The sequence below is a fragment of the Deinococcus sedimenti genome (assembly GCF_014648135.1).
GTDB lineage: Bacteria > Deinococcota > Deinococci > Deinococcales > Deinococcaceae > Deinococcus > Deinococcus sedimenti.
Map to the genome: position 1 here is coordinate 49,416 of NZ_BMQN01000013.1, position 18,220 is coordinate 67,635.

Here is an 18,220-nt window from a genome sequence, read left to right on the forward strand (position 1 = left end):
GGTGACCATCAAGTCAAGCGAGGGGCCGCCCCTGAGCGTCTTGCCCGTCATCAGTCGGTCTCCACGGTGCGGGGCACGCGGATGTGCCCGTCGGGCATGCTCTCGGGCGCCAGCGCGGTGACGGTCGCCACGGGGAACACGTCGCCTGCCACGTCGTCGCGCAGGACGTTCACGAGGGTCACGGGGCGCTGCATCTCCTGCACGCCGTCGGTGTCCACCTCGCTGAGCTGCTCGAAGTAGCCGAGCACGCGGGTCAGGTCGGCCTGCATGGCCGCGCGTTCCTCCGCAGTCAGGTGCAGCCGCGCGAGCTGCGCGAGGTGGTCGATCTGGGCCGCGTCAATCATGCCCAGAAGTATAGGTGGCGGCCCCCGGAACCCGCACCCGCCCACTGGCGTAGTGCCTGACATGCGCCCCCTCACCGCTGCCCTGATCGGCCTGACCGCCACCCTGCCCGCGCAGGCCCAGACACCCACTCAGACGCCGTCCAGCCTGCCGGACGCCGTGACGCGCCTGTTCAGCGGCCCGGTGCAGTCCGGGTGGCTGGCGCCGTCCTTCCTGGCGGCCCTGCCCGCCGACGGCCTCCAGGCGGCGCTGGACGGCCTGACCGCCCAGCTGGGTCCGTTCGTGCGGACCGAGACGCGCGGCGACCTGCTCGTGGCGGTGTTCGACCGCGGTGAACTGAACGTGCTGGCGGCGCTGGACGACCAGGGGCGCTTCACGGGCCTGCGTTTCGTGCCGCTCATGGCGACGGCGTCCGGGGCGGGCTCGCCGCGCGAGGTCCTGACCCGCATCTTCAGCGGCCCGCTGGACGTTTCGATGTTCGCGCCGGACTTCCTGGCGGCCGTGCCGGAAGCGCAACTGCGCGCCCTGCTGGACGACGTCACGGCGCAGTTCGGTGCCCTGAAGGACGTGCAGATCGGCGCGCAGATGGCGGCCCTGATCTTCGAGCGGGGGCAGCTGAACGTCACGCAGTTCTCGCTGGACGACCAGGGCCGCGTGACGGGACTGCTGCTCACGCCGCCCCCGCCGGTCTTCACGTCGCTGGACGAGGCCCGCGCGGCCTTCGCGGCCCTGCCCGGTCAGGTCAGCCTCCTCGTGCAGGAGGTCGGTGCGCCCACGCCCGCCGCCGCGCTGAACGTCACGCGGCCCCTGGCGGTCGGCTCCACGTTCAAACTGGCGATCCTGGCCGAACTGCAAGCGCAGGTCAACGCCGGGCGGCGGCAGTGGACGGACGAGGTGACCCTGACCGACGCGGACCGCAGCCTGCCCAGCGGGACCCTGCAGGACGCCCCCACGGGCAGCCGGTACACGCTGCGGGACCTGGCGGCGCGGATGATCGCGCAGAGTGACAACACCGCCACCGACCTGCTGCTGGGCGTGGTGGGCCGCGCGGGCGTGGAGGCCCGCTTCGGCCAGCGACCCTTCCTGAACACCCGCGAGGCCTTCGCCCTGAAGAACCCCGCGAACGCCGCGCTGCTCGCTGAGTACCGCGCCGCGACCCTGAACGTGCCCGCGCGCCGCGCAGTGCTGGAGCGTGCCCGCGTGGCGCCGCTACCCGCCGCCGCCGACTTCGCGGGCGGCCCTCTGGCGCGGGACGTGGAGTGGTTCGCCACGCCCGCCACGCTGTGCCGCCTGATGAACGACGTGGCGGCCCTGAAGGAGACGCAACTGAACCCCGGCGTGGCCGACCCGGCGAGCTTCCGCAGCGTCAGTTACAAGGGCGGCAGCGAGCCCGGCGTGCTGAACCTGACCACGCAGGTCACCACCCTGACCGGGCGCACGTACTGCGTGAGTGCCACCTGGAACGCCCCGGTCCCCCTGCAGGAGGACGCGTTCGTCGGGCTGTACGGCGCGACTCTGGATCTCCTGAAATAACCCGGCGACGCCCACGGCAGACAGGAGGTCCCCCGGTGCCCAACGGCTCGGGGGACCTCCTGCCTGCCGTGGTGTGGGTTTCAGCGGCGGCGCAGTTCGTCGCGGATCTCGGCCAGCAGTTTCTCCTCGTTGCTGGGTTCGGCGACGGCGGGTTTCTCCTCGCGCTTGAAGCGTTCCATCAGGCGGTTGAAGGGGGTGATCACGAAGAAGTAGATGACGGCGGCGGTGATGGCGAAGCTGACGAGCGCCGTGAGGAACGTGCCGTACTTGAAGATGCTGCCGTTGATCGTGAACTGCAGCGCGTCGAAGTTGGGGACGCCGCCGAAGATGCCGATGATCGGCATGATCACGCCCTCGGTGAAGGTCTTGACGACGCCGCTGAACGCCGCGCCGATGATGACGCCGACCGCCAGGTCGATGAGATTGCCGCGCAGCAGGAACTTCTGGAATCCACTCAACATACGCCGAGTGTGTCAGGTCACCGCGCAGGTCGGCAAGTCCGGCGGGGGGCTTACGCCTGTCCGCGCATGTTCTGCTCGGCAACCTGCACGGACACGGGTTCGGCAGTGTCCTTGACGGCGTGGGCGCTCATGCCGAACTGCGGGCCGCTGCTCTGCGCGCCCTGGAGGATCACGCGGGTCAGTTCACCCAGCGTGGACCCGCCGGCGCGGATGTCCATGCGCAGCTCGGCGCGCAGTTCGCTCAGGCTGACGTCGTCCAGCATCAGTTCGGTGCCGTAGCGCAGGGTGGTGGGGGGCACGATCAGCAGGTCGGCCTCGCCGGGCTTGATGGCGTGCCGGAAGCAGCGGCCCGTCAGGAGGCCCGCGACGGTCGTGACCTTCCCGAAGGTCTTGTTCTCGACGGCGCGCACCTCGATGCTCAGGTTTCTGATGGCGCGCAGGGGTTCCACGGCGCGGTCCAGGGACTCGGCGAACAGCGTGCCGGTGCCCAGGATCACGCGCCGGGGTTCGGGCAGCGCGTCGGGCAGCTCCGGAATGCCCTCGGTGAGGAAGTCGCGGATCATGCCCACGCCGTTTTCCAGCATGGGGAAGCCCTCGTACTCCTCCTCGGTGGGGAGCGGCTCACCGGCCAGCAGGTACAGCTCGTCCGACGGGAACACGAAGCGGGTGCCGCGCTCGGCGAGGAACTGCTTACGCCACACGTTCAGGCGGCGCAGGGTGTCCTGCGCTTCCTCGCGGGAGAACACGCGCACGTCCGGGAGGTTCGTGCGGTGGCTGGTCAGGCCGATCGGCACGACCGCCGCGCTGATCACGTTCGGGCGGCTCGACAGGTACTCGACGGTCTCGTCGAGGTTCTCGCGGTCGTTGCGTTCGGGCACGAGCACGATCTGGGTGTACAGGTCGATCTGCTCCAGCCGCTCGATCATGCTGCGGATCTGCACGGCCTGGGGGTCCTTCACCTTCAGGCGCCACCACTTCATCATGTCCTGGCGCAGGTCCTGGTTCGCGGTGTGGACCGACACGTACAGCGGCGAGAGGTTCTCGTCCTCGATCCGCCGGATGTCGTTCTCGGAGAGGTTCGTCAGCGTCACGAACGAGCCGTACAGGAACGACAGGCGGTAGTCGTCGTCCATGATGTAGAGACTCTTGCGGAAGCCGCGGGGCATCTGGTGCACGTAGCAGAAGTCGCACTTGTTCGCGCATTTCTTGATGCCGTCGAACAGCACCTCCTCGAACTCCAGGCCCGGGTCCTCCCACTCGACGCTGAACGTGAACGTGTCGTCCAGGCTGGGCGCCGTGGGCAGGAAGAGGCGGTGGTGGTCCTGCGCGGTGCCGGGCACGCCGGTCATGACGCGCGGCGCCTCCTGTGGGCGGGCGATCTCCAGCGTCGCCCGGCCCTGCGAGAGCAGGTGGCGGTACGCGAGGACGTCCGTGACGGCCTGCCCGTTCACGCGCAGCAGCACGTCGCCGGGGCGCACGCCGGCACGTTCGGCGGCGCTGCCCGCCTCCACGGTCTTGATGGGCGCGGGAAACACCTGATCCTGAATCTGTTCGGCTGCCGTCACGTCACTTCACCCCTTTTCGGGACGCTGTGGCGGCCCCTCACCTGCATCACTGCACCTGCACGCGCGGGCCACCCGTGGGGGCCTCGCCTCAAGCACAGCAGCATAACAGCCGCGCCCAGGGTCAGGTGTGAGCGGGCACAGGTTCACCCGCCGGGGGCCAGCGCCCGCCCGGCCGGTCAGCGCCCGGCCAGTTGGGTCAGCAGCGTGGCGAGGTGCCGGGCGTTCCCGTCCAGCGTGTGCCCGTCCAGCACGCTCTGTCGCGCCGCGATCCCCATGCGGCGCAGGGCGTCCGGGTGGGCCGCCAGCGCCCGCAGGGCCGCCGCGTAGCCGGGCGCGCCGCCGCGCACGAGCAGGCCCTCCTGGCCCATGCGGATCAGTTCGCGCTGCGCGGGAATGTCGTTCGTGACGACCGGCGTGCCGCTCGCCAGGGCCTCCAGGGTCGCCAGCGACTGGTTCTCCGCGATGGTGGGTTGCAGCACCACGTCCGCCGCGCGGTACAGGTCCGGCATGTCGTGCCGTTTGCCCAGGAACGTCACATTGCGCGGCGCGGCGCGTTTCAGGGCGGGTTCCAGGTACCCGGTGCCCACCAGAACGAAGTGCAGTTCCGGCGCCTGCCACGCCGTGGCGATGACCGCCGGGTGGTTCTTCTCGATGCTCATGCGGGCCGGGTTCAGCACCGTGAAACCTTTGAAGCCCAGGCGCTCACGCAGCGCGGCGCGTTCCTGCGGGTCGCCGGGGCGGAACTTCACGGTGTCCACGCCGTTCGGCACCGCGTGCACCTGCGTCATGCGGTGGTGCTTCCGCAGGTACTCGGCGCCCCACTCGGACACGGTGATCACGTGCTGCGCGCCGCGGATGTCCCCCGCCTGCAACCACTCGTAGCACGCGCGGTATGCGCCCTGCGGCAGGCCCGGAATGTGCAGCATCAGCTGATCGTGCACCAGCGACACGAACGGCCCGCGCAGCGCGCGGTAGTACTTGCGGTATCCGCGCGGATTCCAGCTGCTCAGGACCGTCAGGTCGAAGCCCCGACCCTCCCGCTCCACACGGGCGACCTCGTCCAGGGTGCGGTAGGCGTGCACGGGAATGCCGCGTTCCTGAAGCTGCGCGCGGAAGTCGGTGGTGCCCGGCACGTCCGGCATGGCGACCTCGGCGTGCACCCCGTGACCGCGCATGGGGGGGATGATCTCGCGCATGTAGACCTCGCTGCCGCCCACGGCGGGCGCGTCGGTCACGAACAGCACGCGCAGCGGCGCAGCATCGGTCCTCATCACGGGCCAGGGTACCGTAAGGCCCGATGACCCTGATGCAACTCCGTGAGGTATGGGGCAACCGCCCCCTGATGGCCGCGTCCGCCGGAGTCCTGATTCAGGACGAGCACGGGCGGGTGCTGCTGCAACGCCGCGGCGACGACGGCCTGTGGGGCGAACCGGGCGGCGCGCTGGAACCCGGCGAGGACTTCCTGACCGGAGCCCGCCGCGAACTGTTCGAGGAGACCGGCCTGGACTGCCCGAACCTGACGCTACTGCCACTGCCCGAGGGCCTGCAGGACGGCCCGGAGCTGTTCCACCGCTACCCGAACGGCCATGAGATCTACATCATCGGGATGCGGGCGCACGGCACGCTCCCCGCCGCCGCGCTGGAACGGGCCGCATCGGACGACAGCGGCGAGACGCTGGACCTGCGATGGTTCCCGCTGGACGCCCTGCCGGACCTGAGCAACAACGCCAACCGCGCCAGTATGAACGTCCTGCGTGCCCGCGCAGGCCTTCCAGCCCTGCCACTGGCGCCCACCCCACCCGCACCACCGATCGGGAATTTCCTGATGGATCTGCGGCGCGTGATCGGCCCGCGCCCCTGGTTCGCGCCCGGCTCGAACGTCCTCGTCACCGACGACCAAGGGCGTCTCCTGCTGCTGCGGCACGGGCACACCCGCCTGTGGACCCTACCCGGCGGCAGCTTGGAACCCGGCGAGACCTTCGCGGGGACCGCCGCCCGCGAACTGTTCGAGGAGACCGGCCTCCGCGCCGCCCACCTGCACCCACTGCGCATGTTCGCCGGCCCCGAATACCGCTTCACGTACCCCAACGGACACGTCGTGGACTTCGTGTCGGTCCTGTACCGCGCCCACGGCGTCACCGGCACCCTCACCCCCCAGGAGGGCGAGGTGCTGGACGTCGGCTGGTTCAGCCCCGAAGACCTCCCCCCCGAAGAGGACCTGAGCGGCGAACTGATCCGCGCAAACCTCCGCTGGTGGCGCACGCACGGCTGACCCGACTCAGCGGGTGGCCTCCACAGCCGCGAGCACCCACAGCGCCCGTACGTCGGCGCGCCCCTCGCAGCGGGGGCGGGCGCCGCAGCCCGGGTCACGGTTCGGCGTGTCCGGCAGGGACGGGGCCTTTGCTCCCACGACCGTCAGCCCACCTGTCGTCGAACCTACGCCCGCCGGAAGGTGACCCAGCAGCGTCACGCCACCCAGCGCCGGAGGTCAGCACGTAGCGCCGCAACCGCGACGGCGCGCGCTCCGGTGCGCCCCGCTGGGCCCAGAGCGGCCCCCGGTAGGGTGGATTCAGGGACAGGCCCCAGTCCTGCTCGGCCCTCATCCACGGCACGGCAATCATGTTGACCGTCGGTGGGGTGCTCACCACCGCCGTCCGGGAACGCGCGTCGAAGGTCAGGGTGAACGGCGTCCGGGCCGCGATCAGGTCACGCAGCGCCACCCGGCCCGCCACGACCGGCACCCGCACGCCATTGACGACCGCCGCACGCCCCGCGACCGGGCAGGTCAGGCCCAGCAGGTCGCACGCGGCCACCAGCGGCACCCGCACCCGCCCGGCCTCCACCCCCGGCGCGCCCCCCTGCGCGTCAATCCAGTACAGCGCCCCGAACCGCACCGCGACGGGCGCCCCCACCGCCTGCGCGACACCGGACCCGCCCAGGATTGCCACCGCCAGCAGAAGCGTTCGCCACATGCGTCCAGTCTGCCCGTCAGGCTCCTGAGAACTGCGCAGACAAAAGGCCAGAGCACATGGCCCTGGCCTCTTTCTGCATCCCCTTTGAGGGGAGGTGCCCCGGAGGGGTGGACTCGAAGAGCTGCCCCGCAGAGGGGTCACTTCTCGCGGATGTTCCACCTCTGTGCGCGGACGGCGCCCATGAGGGCGTCCATGACGGGATCGACTTCAGCGTCGGTGAGGGTTTTGTCGCCGCGGAAGACGAGGCGGACGGCGACGGAGCGGTTGCCCGTGCCGATCTGCTCGCCGGTGAACACGTCGAAGGGTTCCACGCTTTCGAGCAGGGTGCCGCCGTGTTCGCGCAGCAGGGCGGCGATCTCGCCGTAGCTCACGCCTGCGGGGGTGATGACGGCGAGGTCGCGCCACGCGGCGGGGGCGCGGCTGGGGTCGCGGAATGCCCACTCGCGGCCCGGCAGGGGCAGCGCGGCTTCCATCAGGAAGGTGTCGCCCTTGAGGCCGAACGCCTGAGCGATCTCGGGGTGCAGCGCGCCGAGCCAGCCGACGCTCTGCCCGTTCCAGACGACCTCACCCGCGATGCCGGGGTGCAGGGCGCTGGGGACGGCCTCGCCACGCAGCTGGCGCAGTTCGAAGCTCGCACCCAGGGTGCCCGCCAGGGACTCCACGAGGCCCTTGAACGCGCGGAAGTCCCCGGCGACGCCCGCCTGATCGGTGCGGGGCGCCAGCGGTCCGCGCATCAGCAGGCCCACCCGTTCCGTCTCGCCGGTGGCGGGGAAGATGCGGCCCATCTCGAAGATCAGCACGCGGTCGCCTTTCGCGTGGGCCTGCGCGGCCTTCACGAGGCTGGGGTACAGCGCGGTGCGCAGCCCGGTGCGGTCGGCGGTCAGGGGGTTGCGCAGGCGCACGCCGGGCTGCTCGGTGCGGGCCTTCTGGGCTTCCTCGTCGCTGGTGAAGGTGTACGTGACGACCTCCTGCGCGCCCAGTCCGGCCAGGGTGCGGCGCAGCGTGGCGCGGGCCACGCCCTCCTTCTCCGCGCCGACGTTGCTCTCGTGGACGCGCAGGGTGGGGAGGCTCTCGGGGAGGTGCACGAAGCCGTGCAGGCGCGCGACCTCCTCCGCGAGGTCCTGCCAGATCGCCATGTCCACACGCCACGAGGGCGGCACGACACTCAGCGCGTCCCCCTCGCCTTCCACGACGCAGCCCAGGCGGGTGAGGATGCCGCGCATCTCGTCGGTATCCACCGGCATGCCCAGCAGCGCGCGGATCTGCTCACCCGTCGCCTCGATCCGGCCCGGAATCTCGGGGTCGCCCACGACCGTCGCGCCGGGGTGCACCTGCCCGCCCGCGTCGCCCAGCAGGCCCACCAGTCGGGCCGCCGCGCGTTCGGGCAGCAGGGGGTCCACGCCACGCTCGTAGCGGTACACGGCGTCGGTCTTCAGGCCCAGGCGGGTGCTCGTGCGGCGCAGCAGCACCGGGTCGAAGTGCGCGACCTCGATCACCACGTCCGTCGTGTCCGCCCGGACGTGCCCGTGGTCGCCGCCCACGATGCCCGCGATGCCCAGCACCGTGTCGCCCACTTTGGGCTGCTTCGCCGTCTCGAAGGCATCCGCGACGGTGGACACCTCGGGCTGCGCGCCGTCGAGGATCAGCAGGTCCTCCGGGCCGACCTCATGCTCGCCGCCCAGCAGGTCGCGCACCTGCTCGCCCTGCCGCAGTCCGAACGCCACGAGAATCTGATCGCCACGCACGTCCCGCCGGTCGTACAGGGCCGTCGGCTGACCCAGTTCCAGCATCACGTAATTGCTGGTATCCACGATCAGGTCGATGGAGCGCATGCCCGCCAGCGTCACGCGACGCTGCATCCACAGCGGAGCCGGACCGTTCCGCAGGCCACTGACCGTGCGGGCCACGAAGCGGTCGCAGCCGAAGCGCAGCTTCTGCGTCGGGTCCCGCTCGATCCGGATGCCCTTCTCGGGCAGGGACACGCGGATCTCGCCCTCCCCCACCGCCTGCGGCCCCGCCGCCGGTTCCACCAGATCCAGCTTCAGGAACGCCGCCAGATCCCGCGCCAACCCCAGCGCACTCAGCACGTCCGCACGGTTCGGGGTGACCTCCACGTCCAGCACGTGATCCGCCGCCCACAGCTCCCGCATCGGCGTCCCGGGCTTCGCGGTGTTCGCCGGGAACAGCATCAGGCCCGCGCTGCTCTCACCCAGGCCCAGCTCCTTCGCGCTCGCCGCCATACCCCACGACTCCACGCCCTGCAACGCCCGCACGCCATACGTCATCCCGCCCAGCTCCGTGCCCGGCGACACCAGCGCCAGCATCGTCCCAGCGGGCAACCCCACCGCGTTCCCCGCACCCGACGCGATCACCCGCTCGCCATGCTCACCGACATCCAGCGTCAGGCGCGTCAACTGCGTACCCGGCATTGCCTCGGCCGACCTCACCGTCACCAGCAGCACCCCCGCAGGCGGCGCCGCGACCTCCTCCACACCCTCCAACGGCAGACCCAGCTGCGCGAAAATCGGCTCCAGCTCCGACACCACCGGCAGACCCGGCACCAGTTCCTTCAACCACGAATACGGAATTTTCATTGAGTACCTCTTGAGTTGGTCGGGGGGTAGGGAACCCCTCACCCCGGCCCTCTCCGAGACAGGAGAGGGAGAAAAACGCTCTGGCTTCAGCCTTCTGTCAGTCCCTCTCTCGTGGGGAGAGGGGTTGGGGTGAGGGGTCCGTGCGCCACCTCGCGCACCAGTTCCCGCGCCCGCTCGGGCACGAGGTTCACGCTTTCCAGGTCCGTGAGGGGCACCCACTGCGGCGAGTACCAGTTCTCCTCGCTGCTGCGGATCGCTTCGGGGCCGTCGCCGAGGCGCATCTCGCCGGACTGCACGTGCGCCTGGAAGTAGTGTTCCAGATTGCCGATGTTCTCCAGCACGAGGAGTTCCGGGCCGACGGTGACGGTCAGGTTCACTTCCTCCAGCACCTCGCGGATGCAGGCCTGGGAGGGCGTCTCGCCGTCCTCGATGCCGCCGCCGGGCAGCGTGGCGTACGCGCGGCCCTGCTTGCGGCGCAGCATCAGCAGCACCTCGGCCTGATCGTTGAGGATGATGGCGACGGCGCGGGCTCTCACTCCAGTTCTCCTCGGAACTGTCCGATGACGCGGGGGTCGTTGGCGTAGAAGTAGCGGATGTCGGGGATTTTGTACTTGAGCATGGCGATGCGTTCTGGTCCGAGGCCGAATGCGAAGCCGGTTTTGCCTTCGTACACGCGGGGTTTGCCCTGGGCTTCGCGGAGGTCGTCGACGGCTTTGAAGACGTTGGGGTGGACCATGCCGCATCCGCCGAGTTCGAGCCATTTGCTTTCGCCGCGGGGGTTGTCCCAGTACACGGCGAAGTCCGCGCCGGGTTCGACGAAGGGGTAGTAGCTGGGTTGGAAGCGGACTTTGGCGCGGGGGCCGTAGAGGCCGCGGGCCATTTCGGCGATGGTGCCTTTCAGGTCGGCCATGTTGATGTGGTCGCCGACGACGAGGCCTTCGAGCTGGTGGAACATGCTTTCGTGGGTGGCGTCGGTGGCTTCGTAGCGGTAGACCTTGCCGCGCACGACGATTTTGAGGTCGGGTTCGTGGTCGACCATGTAGCGGATCTGCATGGGGCTGGTGTGGGTGCGCAGGAGGCGGCCGTCTTCGAGCCAGAAGGTGTCCTGGAGGTCGCGGGCGGGGTGGTACCAGGGGACGTTGAGGGCTTCGAAGTTGTGGTGTTCGTCTTCGACTTCGGGGCCTTCGACGACGGTGTACCCGAGGCGTTCGTAGATGCCGGTGAGGTCGTCGTAGACGCGGTTGATGGGGTGCAGGCCGCCTGCGGGGAGGGGGAGGCCGGGGAGGGTGACGTCGATGGCTTCGCTGGCCAGCTGGGCGTCGAGCGCTTCGCGTTTCAGGGTGGTTTCGCGGGTGTCGAGGGCGTCTTGGATGGCCTGCCGGACGGCGTTGATTTCGGCACCGCGGGTCTTGCGTTCCTCGGGTGGGAGTTTTCCGAGGGTGCCGAGTTCGCGGGTGACGAGGCCGCTCTTGCCGACGTATTTGGTCTTGACGGCTTGCAGGGCTTCGAGGGTGGTGGCCGCCTGGATTTCGGGAATGGCTTCGTGCTGCATGGGTCCTCCGGTGGGGGGAATGAACAGTCTGGCAATGAAAAGCCCCGCCTCGCGGGTGCGGGCGGGGTGGCTCGCTGCGGCCTGAGGTTCAGGCGAGCGTGACCCCGGTGCGGGTAAACGGCGAAGGTGTACCGGTCCGGGGCGTCATGGGGTTCAGGGTAGCAGGTTCGTGGGGATGAGGAGTCTGGACCGGGGGGGCTGTGGGGTGGAGGTGACCCGGTGGTGTTGACATCTGCTTGACATCTGAGCGAAGAATGGTATCCCGATGTTCAATTCAACTGTCCGGCGCGGCTTCGTGCTGCTGGCCTCCGTTTCCCTTGCGCTGTCCTCCTGTGGTCGCACGCCTGCTGCGGCGCCGAACCTGTCGGCCCTGGCGGCGGCGGGCGAGCCGGTCATCAACGAGCTGTACTACGACTCCCCCAGCACGGACGTGGGGACGTTCATCGAGTTGAAGGGCCCGGCGGGCGCGAGCCTGAGTGGGTACACGCTGGCGGCGTTCGACACGGCGGGCACGCAGTACCGCACGATCACGCTGTCCGGGACGATCCCAGCGAGCGGGTACTTCGTGGTGGCGCAGGACACGACGGTCGCGAGCCGGAATCTGGTGAATGCGGGCGCGGACCTGAACAACGGGGCGGGCAGCCTGCGTCTGCTGAAGAGCACCACGATCATCGACGCGGTGGCGTACGGCTCACCCACCAGCAACAAGGGCGAGGGCACGTCGGCCGCCACGACTGGGGCAGGGAGCGCCCTGGCACGCGTGCCAGACGGTTCGGACACGAATGCGAACAGCGTGGACTTCAAGGTTCAGCTCAGCACGGCGGGCGCGGCGAACGGGGGCGGGACGGGCGGCGGTGGCACGACCACGAAGAAGGTCCTGTTCGACCTGACGAAGGCCGAAGACGCCGGGAACGCCGACTGGCGCATTGACGGGGCGTACAGCGATTACGCGACTGCTCTGCGCGGCCTGGGCTACACGGTGAGCAGCATCACGGGCACGAGCATCACCTCGGCCAGCCTGTCGGGCGCGTCGGTGCTGGTCATTCCCGAGCCGCAGAACCCCTTCAGTGACGCCGAGCGCGCCGCGATCCAGACCTTCGTGCAGAACGGCGGTGGGGTGTTCATGATCACCGATCACCGCGTCAGCGACCGCAACAACAGCGGCTGGGACAGCCCGGAAGTCTTTAACGGCTGGGACGGCAGCACGCCGGCCAGCGTCAGCAGCACGTATCAGGCCAGCCTGAACAGTGACGTGATCTTCGGCCTGAACGCGTCGTTCAACTCCAGCTTCAGCGACCCGGTCCTCACGGCGACCCCCGTGACCACCCACCCGATCCTTAACGGCGTGAGCAGCGCCGGGGTGTACGTGGGGACCAGCGTGGACGTCCTGGCGGGCACGGCGCTGATGGGCACGGGCGGCAGGACGTACCTCGCGGTGAACAGCGTCGGGTCGGGCCGCGTGGCGATGTGGGGCGACAGCAGCACCTTCGGGGACAACACGTACTCGGACGGCAGCACCGGCACGTACAACAACTGGCCGAACCTCAGCAACGCCACGATGGGCAAGAACATCGTGCGCTGGCTGGCCAAGGACCTCTGACCTTCACCTGATCTTCACGTTCCTGACCGGAGGCCGCCTGTGGGCCTCCGGTCCTGTTTTGTGTGTCCAGGCGCGTGAAAAGATGACCCACATGATCTGGAGACCGCATGGGTGAAGGGCACGCCGAACTGTTCCTGCTGCTGGCCGGGGTGCTGCTGCTCGTCAGTCTGCTCATGAGCCGCATCGGGGGGCGGCTGGGCATTCCGGGCCTGCTGCTGTTCCTCGGGGTGGGGATGCTGGCCGGGTCCGACGGGCTGGGCATCCAGTTTCAGGACTACCGGCTGGCGCAGACGATCGGCACGGTGGCGCTGTGCTTCATCCTGTTCCAGGGGGGCCTGGACACCAACTGGACGCTCACGCGGCCCGTGGTGCGCCGCGGCCTGAGCCTGGCGACGCTGGGGGTGCTGGGCACGGCGGGCATCATGGCGGCGTTCACTCACTACGCGTTCGGCTTTCCGTGGCTGACGGCGTGGCTGCTGGGCGCGGTGGTCAGCAGCACGGACGCCAGCGCGGTGTTCAGTGTCCTCAAGGAACGGCAGCTGGGCCTGAAGGGCGACGTGGCGCCGCTGCTGGAGTTCGAGTCCGGCGGGAACGACCCGATGGCGGTCTTTCTCACGGTGGGCCTGCTGGAACTGATCGCGAATCCGGGTTTGGGCGTGCTGAGCATCGTGCCGCTCTTTCTCAAGCAGATGCTGCTGGGCGCGGTGTTCGGGGTGGTGATGGGCCGCGCGGCCCTGTGGATCCTGAACCGCCTGCAACTGCAGTTCGAGGGGCTGTACTCAGTGCTGTCGCTGGCGCTGGCCCTGACGATCTTCGCGGGCACGGCGGTCGCGGGCGGCAGCGGCTTCCTGGCGATCTACATCGCGGGCGTGATTCTGGGCAACGCGGACTTCATTCACAAGCGGTCCCTGATCGGCTTTCACGATGGGCTGTCGTGGCTGATGCAGGTGGCGATGTTCCTCACGCTGGGGCTGCTCGTCAACCCGCGCGAGCTGCTGCCCACGGCGGGCCTGGCGCTGGCGTGCGCGCTCGTGCTGGTGTTCCTGGCGCGGCCGGTCAGCGTGTACCTGGCGCTGGCCCGCGCGAGGATGCCGCTGAACGAGAAGAGCATGGTGGCGTGGGTGGGCCTGCGCGGCGCGGTGCCGATCGTCCTGGCGACCTTCCCGCTGCTGGCCGGGGTGCCGCAGGCGCAGACGCTGTTCAACATCGTGTTCTTCATCGTGCTGGTCAGCGTGCTGCTGCAGGGCACGACGCTGACGCTGGTGGCGCGGTTCCTGCACGTGCGCGAGGCCCTACCGGTCAGTACGACCTCGCCGATCACGTACACGCCCACCGGGCATGACCGCAACAACATGGTTGAACTGGAGGTCACGCCGGGCAGCGCGGCGGACGGGCAGCGGATCGTGGACCTGCGCCTGCCACCCGAGGCGCTGGTGATCCTGATCAACCGCGCCGGGGAGTACCTGATTCCGCGCGGCGCGACCGAACTGCGCGGCGGGGACAACGTCCTGGTCTTGGCCGGACCGGAGGAACTGCGGGAAGTGCAGCGCCGCCTGACCGTCCCGGCCAGCGCCTGAGCGCAGGGTTCGGAGGTCTTGAGGGTGTCCCTGACGTCCTGTGACAGCGGTGTTCAGGTGTGTTGAGGGGTTCCCTCAGCACGCCTGAAACGAGCGGAGCGAGAAGCTGTCAACACCAGCGGTTGGACGTGGAGTTGAGGGGCGTGCTGTTGGCCCCTCAACGGAACTGGACACCGCTGTGAGTCTGCGCGACTCTTCACTGAACGCCCAGGTAAGAGTTCCGGGAGGTGGCAGCCGGGAGAGTAGGCCATGACGGCGCAGGCTTCCTCTCTGCAGCGGCGCGGCGCGCTGCTCGGGCTGGGCCTGCTGCTGGCGCTGTACCTGCTGCACCTGCTGCACCTGCTGGGGTGGTCGGCGGCCGGACCGGCGTACGTGACGCTGTTCCTGGGTGGGGCGCTTCTGACCTCCTGGCTGGCGCGGTTTACGGTCACACCGGGAGCGTGGCGCTGGATGGCGCTGGGGGTGGCGCTGTGGGGGGCGGGGCAGGGCGTGTATACGCTGGTCGCCCCGCTGACCGGGCAGGTCAGCCTGGCGGACGCGTTCTTCCTGGCGCTGCCGGTGTGCTTCCTGATGGGTTTCCGGGAGTTCGAGCGGCACTGGCCGACCCTGACCAGCCGCGCCGCGCAGCTGGACGTGGCGGCGCTGGTCATGGCGCTGGGTGCGTTCGCGTGGTTCGGGCTGATGGCGCAGCAGGTGGTGCAGACGGAGACGGGGCTGTTCAGCCGCGTGGTGGTGACCCTGTACCCGCTGTCGGACCTGCTGCTGCTGACGCTGCTGCTGGCGCAGGCGTGGCGCGGTCCGGTGGGGTCACCCCGGGGATTACAGGTGCTGGCGGGCGCGATGCTGTGCATGGTGGCGGCCGATCTGGGGTACCTGTACCTGACGGCGCACGGGGCGTACAGCGGCGCTGACTGGCCGGACGCGCTGTGGCCGGTGACGGCGCTGCTGCTGCCGGTGGCGGCGCTGCGGGCCACCCGGCATGACCGGCAGGCGCCGCGCGACCTGCCGCGCTGGGTGCGGGCCGTCTCGCCGTACGCGGCGCTGCTGGGGACGTTCCTGCTGGTGGGGACGCTGGCGTCGGGTGTGCGGGAGGTGGGGGTGGTGGCGGCGGCGTTCGTGGTGGCCCTGCTGGTCGCGGCGCGGCAGACGCTGGCGCTGCTGGACCTGGAGCGGCAGGGCGTGGACCTGCAGCGCAGTCAGGCGCTGCTGATGTTCCAGGCCGAGCATGACGCGCTGACGGGGCTGGGCAACCGCGCGAAGTTGCAGCGTCTGCTGGCCGAGGCTCTCGCGCCGCGCGGACCGGGCCGGCCGGTGGGGCTGGTCATGATGGACCTGGATGACTTCCGGTATGTGAACGACGCGCTGGGGCACCGGGCCGGGGACGAGTTCCTGAAGGAGTCGGCGCGGCGCGTGCAGCAGGTGGCCGGGGCGCACAGCGCCGGGGCGGTCGCGTGCCGGCTGGGTGCCGATGAGTTCGTGGTGCTTGTGCCGGAGGCGGCGCCGGACGGCCTGCTGCGGCTGGGCGAGGCGCTGCGTGCCGCGCTGAGCGAACCGGTGCTGCTGGATGGTCAGCGGATGCGGCTCACGGCGTCGCTGGGCGCGGCGCTGGGGTCACCTGGGCTGCTGGGTGCGGACCTGCTGCGGTGGGCGGATCTGGCCCTGGCGGACGCCCGGCGCGGCGGGCGCGACGCGGTGCACCTGTTCGACCCGCAGCAGGACGACGCGGCGGCGGCGCGGCGCGTGCTGGTGGAGACGCGGCTGCGCGGCGCGCTGGAACGCGGCGAGTTGCGCCTGCACTACCAGCCGCAGCAGGAACGCAGCGGCGCGGTGCGGCACTTCGAGGCGCTGCTGCGCTGGCAGGACGCCCTGCTGGGTCAGGTGTCCCCGGCGGAGTTCGTGCCCGTGGCGGAAACGGCGGGGCTGATCACGGAACTGGACCTGTGGGTGCTGAATGAGGCGTGCCAGCAGTTGCGGGCGTGGCGGACCGTGCACCCGACGTGGCAGGTGGCGGTGAACATCAGTCCGCCGCTGCTGCTGCGCCGGGATTTCGTGCCGCGCCTGCGGGACCTGCTGGCGGAGACCGGGGTCGCGGTCGGCTCGCTGGAACTCGAGGTCACCGAGCGGCTGCTGATCGAACATGAGGACCAGACCCGCGAGACGCTGCGTGCCCTGCTGGACCTGGGGATCGGGGTGGCACTGGATGACTTCGGGGTGGGTCAGTCGTCCCTGTCGTCTCTGCTGCACCTGCCGATCACGACCCTGAAGATCGACCGGGCGTTCGTGCGGCCCCTGGACGCCGAGGACGCCGTGGAGGCGCAGGCGGCGTTCAAGATCGTGCAGGCGATCGTGGCGCTGGCCCGCAGCCTGCACCTGCGCGTGGTGGCCGAGGGGGTCGAGACGGGCGAGCAGGCGGCGGCCGTCTGGCGGCTGGGGCTGGACGCCGTGCAGGGCTACTGGACGGGCCGCCCGGTGCCGCCCGAGGCGCTGGTGCGCCCGGCTGGGCTGCCCGCGCCGCTGGACGATCCACCGGCCGATACCCGTGACCTGAACTGACCCGCCGGGCAAGTCCGGGGGCGGGGTTCCGGGCCGGACGGGCGCACCAGCTGGGCGGCGGGGGTGCGGGGATCGTCTGACCTGCAAAGACACGCCCCCGGTGCGCGGGGTAGGGGGGTGTTACCGTGAGGTCATGACCAGCACCGCCGAACCCACCACGCCCACCCGCGACACGGCCCTGTTTGACCTGATCGCCCAGGAGGCCGAGCGGCAGCGCCACGGCCTGGAACTGATCGCCTCCGAGAACTTCACGTCCGCGGCGGTGCGCGAGGCGCAGGGCAGCATCGTGACGAACAAGTACGCGGAAGGCTACCCCGGCAAGCGCTGGTACGGCGGGTGCGAGGTCGTGGACCGTATCGAGCAGCTGGCCATCGACCGCCTCAAGGAACTGTTCGGCGCGGCGTGGGCGAACGTGCAGCCGCACTCGGGCAGCAGCGCGAACCTCGCGGTGTACAACGCGCTGATCGAGCCGGGGTCCGTGGTGCTGGGCATGGACCTCAGCCACGGCGGGCACCTGACGCACGGGAACCCCGTGAACTTCTCCGGACTGCGCTACCAGATCGTCGGCTACAAGGTGAACCCCGAAACCGAACTGATCGACATGGAGGAAGTCCGCCGCCTGGCGCACGAACACAAGCCGAAGATGATCATCGCGGGCGCGAGCGCCTACAGCCGCACCATCGACTTCGCGGCGTTCCGCGAGATCGCCGACGAGGTGGGCGCGATCCTGTTCGCGGACATCGCGCACATCGCAGGGCTGATCGCAGCGGGCGTGCACCCGAACGCGCTGCCGCACGCGCACGTGGTGGCCAGCACCACCCACAAGACCCTGCGCGGGCCGCGCGGCGGGATCATCCTGAGTAACGACCCCGAGATCGGCGCGAAGATCGACCGCGCCGTGTTCCCTGGCTACCAGGGCGGGCCCCTGGAACACGTGATCGCCGCCAAGGCGGTGGCCTTCGGCGAGTGCCTGACCGACGACTTCAAGGCGTACGCCGCGCAGATCATCCGCAACGCCCAGGCGCTCGCGCAGGCCTTCCAGGACAAGGGCTACCGCGTGGTGTCCGGCGGAACCGACAACCACCTGTTCGTGCTCGACCTGCGTCCCCAGGGCCTGAACGGCACCAAGGCCACGAAACTGCTCGACGCGAACCACATCACGATCAGCAAGAGCACCCTGCCGTACGACACCGAGAAGATCCTGCACGGCGGCGGCATCCGCATCGGCACCCCCGCCATCACCACGCGCGGCATGGTCGAGCGCGACATGCAGACGGTGGCGGACCTGATCGACCGCGCCCTGAAAGGCGAGGACGTCAAGGCCGAGGTGCACGCCTTCGCGGGTGGCTTCCCGATTCCCTGAACACGGCGTTCAACAGGGGAGTGCGGCCCGGACGCCCACTCCCCTTTCCTGGACGCCTCGTTCTGCCCAGAGCAGATCAATCGGCCATTCTTGCCTCAGGGCAGACTG

14 protein-coding genes are annotated in these 18,220 nt (G+C 70.0%); 6 read left to right on the top strand and 8 right to left on the bottom strand.

Going from position 1 to position 18,220, the window contains the following annotated elements:
* Positions 1-50 precede the first annotated feature (50 nt).
* Positions 51-344 (bottom strand): Asp-tRNA(Asn)/Glu-tRNA(Gln) amidotransferase subunit GatC, encoded by a 294-nt coding sequence (gene gatC / locus IEY69_RS17050; RefSeq protein ID WP_189074352.1) that lies wholly within the window; start codon positions 342-344, stop codon positions 51-53.
* 61 nt (positions 345-405) lie between these two features.
* Between gatC and IEY69_RS17055 the strand changes: the two genes are divergently transcribed.
* Positions 406-1,875: a serine hydrolase gene (locus tag IEY69_RS17055; RefSeq protein ID WP_229784059.1), complete on the top strand. Its 1,470-nt coding sequence runs from the start codon at positions 406-408 to the stop codon at positions 1,873-1,875.
* 80 nt (positions 1,876-1,955) lie between these two features.
* On the opposite strand, the gene mscL is transcribed toward IEY69_RS17055, so the two are convergent.
* From mscL to IEY69_RS17070, 3 genes are all read right to left on the bottom strand, one after another.
* A complete protein-coding gene (mscL, locus tag IEY69_RS17060; RefSeq protein WP_189074354.1) occupies positions 1,956-2,336 on the bottom strand; it encodes a large conductance mechanosensitive channel protein MscL in 381 nt (126 codons plus the stop codon).
* A gap of 50 nt (positions 2,337-2,386) precedes the next feature.
* Entirely contained in the window at positions 2,387-3,901 is a 1,515-nt protein-coding gene (locus IEY69_RS17065) for a DUF512 domain-containing protein (RefSeq protein WP_189074355.1), read from the bottom strand.
* 176 nt (positions 3,902-4,077) lie between these two features.
* A complete protein-coding gene (locus IEY69_RS17070; RefSeq protein ID WP_229784061.1) occupies positions 4,078-5,172 on the bottom strand; it encodes a glycosyltransferase family 4 protein in 1,095 nt (364 codons plus the stop codon).
* 26 nt (positions 5,173-5,198) lie between these two features.
* Between IEY69_RS17070 and IEY69_RS17075 the strand changes: the two genes are divergently transcribed.
* Positions 5,199-6,173, top strand: a complete 975-nt coding sequence (locus IEY69_RS17075) for an NUDIX domain-containing protein (protein WP_189074356.1) — start codon at positions 5,199-5,201, stop codon at positions 6,171-6,173.
* A gap of 94 nt (positions 6,174-6,267) precedes the next feature.
* On the opposite strand, the gene IEY69_RS17080 is transcribed toward IEY69_RS17075, so the two are convergent.
* The 4 genes from IEY69_RS17080 to pheS all read right to left on the bottom strand — a co-directional run bounded on the left by IEY69_RS17080 (position 6,268) and on the right by pheS (position 11,019).
* Positions 6,268-6,873, bottom strand: coding sequence for a hypothetical protein (locus tag IEY69_RS17080; RefSeq protein WP_189074357.1), 606 nt, complete (start codon positions 6,871-6,873; stop codon positions 6,268-6,270).
* A 137-nt stretch (positions 6,874-7,010) separates the two neighbouring features.
* Positions 7,011-9,467, bottom strand: coding sequence for a phenylalanine--tRNA ligase subunit beta (locus IEY69_RS17085; protein ID WP_189074358.1), 2,457 nt, complete (start codon positions 9,465-9,467; stop codon positions 7,011-7,013).
* 86 nt (positions 9,468-9,553) lie between these two features.
* Positions 9,554-10,003 carry an NUDIX hydrolase gene (locus IEY69_RS17090; protein ID WP_189074359.1) on the bottom strand — a complete coding sequence of 150 codons (450 nt, stop codon included), beginning with the start codon at positions 10,001-10,003 and terminating at the stop codon, positions 9,554-9,556.
* Positions 10,000-11,019, bottom strand: a complete 1,020-nt coding sequence (gene pheS / locus IEY69_RS17095) for a phenylalanine--tRNA ligase subunit alpha (protein ID WP_189074360.1) — start codon at positions 11,017-11,019, stop codon at positions 10,000-10,002. The genes IEY69_RS17090 and pheS overlap by 4 nt, the downstream gene beginning before the upstream one ends.
* A 265-nt stretch (positions 11,020-11,284) precedes the next feature.
* Between pheS and IEY69_RS17100 the strand changes: the two genes are divergently transcribed.
* The 4 genes from IEY69_RS17100 to glyA all read left to right on the top strand — a co-directional run bounded on the left by IEY69_RS17100 (position 11,285) and on the right by glyA (position 18,112).
* A complete protein-coding gene (locus IEY69_RS17100) occupies positions 11,285-12,619 on the top strand; it encodes a lamin tail domain-containing protein (RefSeq protein ID WP_189074361.1) in 1,335 nt (444 codons plus the stop codon).
* A 107-nt stretch (positions 12,620-12,726) separates the two neighbouring features.
* Positions 12,727-14,196, top strand: coding sequence for a potassium/proton antiporter (locus IEY69_RS17105; RefSeq protein WP_189074362.1), 1,470 nt, complete (start codon positions 12,727-12,729; stop codon positions 14,194-14,196).
* Between the two features lie 249 nt (positions 14,197-14,445).
* Complete coding sequence (locus IEY69_RS22025; RefSeq protein ID WP_189074363.1) at positions 14,446-16,749, top strand: putative bifunctional diguanylate cyclase/phosphodiesterase; 2,304 nt, start codon at positions 14,446-14,448, stop codon at positions 16,747-16,749.
* Positions 16,750-16,882: 133 nt separating this feature from the next.
* Entirely contained in the window at positions 16,883-18,112 is a 1,230-nt protein-coding gene (gene glyA, locus IEY69_RS17115) for a serine hydroxymethyltransferase (protein WP_189074364.1), read from the top strand.
* Positions 18,113-18,220 lie beyond the last annotated feature (108 nt).

What these genes read in the sequence shown, in the direction of transcription:
- gatC (WP_189074352.1), bottom strand. Translation starts at nt 344, where the DNA reads ATGATTGACGCGGCCCAGATCGACCACCTCGCGCAGCTCGCGCGGCTG.
- IEY69_RS17055 (WP_229784059.1), top strand. Translation starts at nt 406, where the DNA reads ATGCGCCCCCTCACCGCTGCCCTGATCGGCCTGACCGCCACCCTGCCC.
- mscL (WP_189074354.1), bottom strand. Translation starts at nt 2,336, where the DNA reads ATGTTGAGTGGATTCCAGAAGTTCCTGCTGCGCGGCAATCTCATCGAC.
- IEY69_RS17070 (WP_229784061.1), bottom strand. Translation starts at nt 5,172, where the DNA reads ATGAGGACCGATGCTGCGCCGCTGCGCGTGCTGTTCGTGACCGACGCG.
- IEY69_RS17075 (WP_189074356.1), top strand. Translation starts at nt 5,199, where the DNA reads ATGACCCTGATGCAACTCCGTGAGGTATGGGGCAACCGCCCCCTGATG.
- IEY69_RS17080 (WP_189074357.1), bottom strand. Translation starts at nt 6,873, where the DNA reads ATGTGGCGAACGCTTCTGCTGGCGGTGGCAATCCTGGGCGGGTCCGGT.
- IEY69_RS17085 (WP_189074358.1), bottom strand. Translation starts at nt 9,467, where the DNA reads ATGAAAATTCCGTATTCGTGGTTGAAGGAACTGGTGCCGGGTCTGCCG.
- pheS (WP_189074360.1), bottom strand. Translation starts at nt 11,019, where the DNA reads ATGCAGCACGAAGCCATTCCCGAAATCCAGGCGGCCACCACCCTCGAA.
- IEY69_RS17100 (WP_189074361.1), top strand. Translation starts at nt 11,285, where the DNA reads ATGTTCAATTCAACTGTCCGGCGCGGCTTCGTGCTGCTGGCCTCCGTT.
- IEY69_RS17105 (WP_189074362.1), top strand. Translation starts at nt 12,727, where the DNA reads ATGGGTGAAGGGCACGCCGAACTGTTCCTGCTGCTGGCCGGGGTGCTG.
- IEY69_RS22025 (WP_189074363.1), top strand. Translation starts at nt 14,446, where the DNA reads ATGACGGCGCAGGCTTCCTCTCTGCAGCGGCGCGGCGCGCTGCTCGGG.
- glyA (WP_189074364.1), top strand. Translation starts at nt 16,883, where the DNA reads ATGACCAGCACCGCCGAACCCACCACGCCCACCCGCGACACGGCCCTG.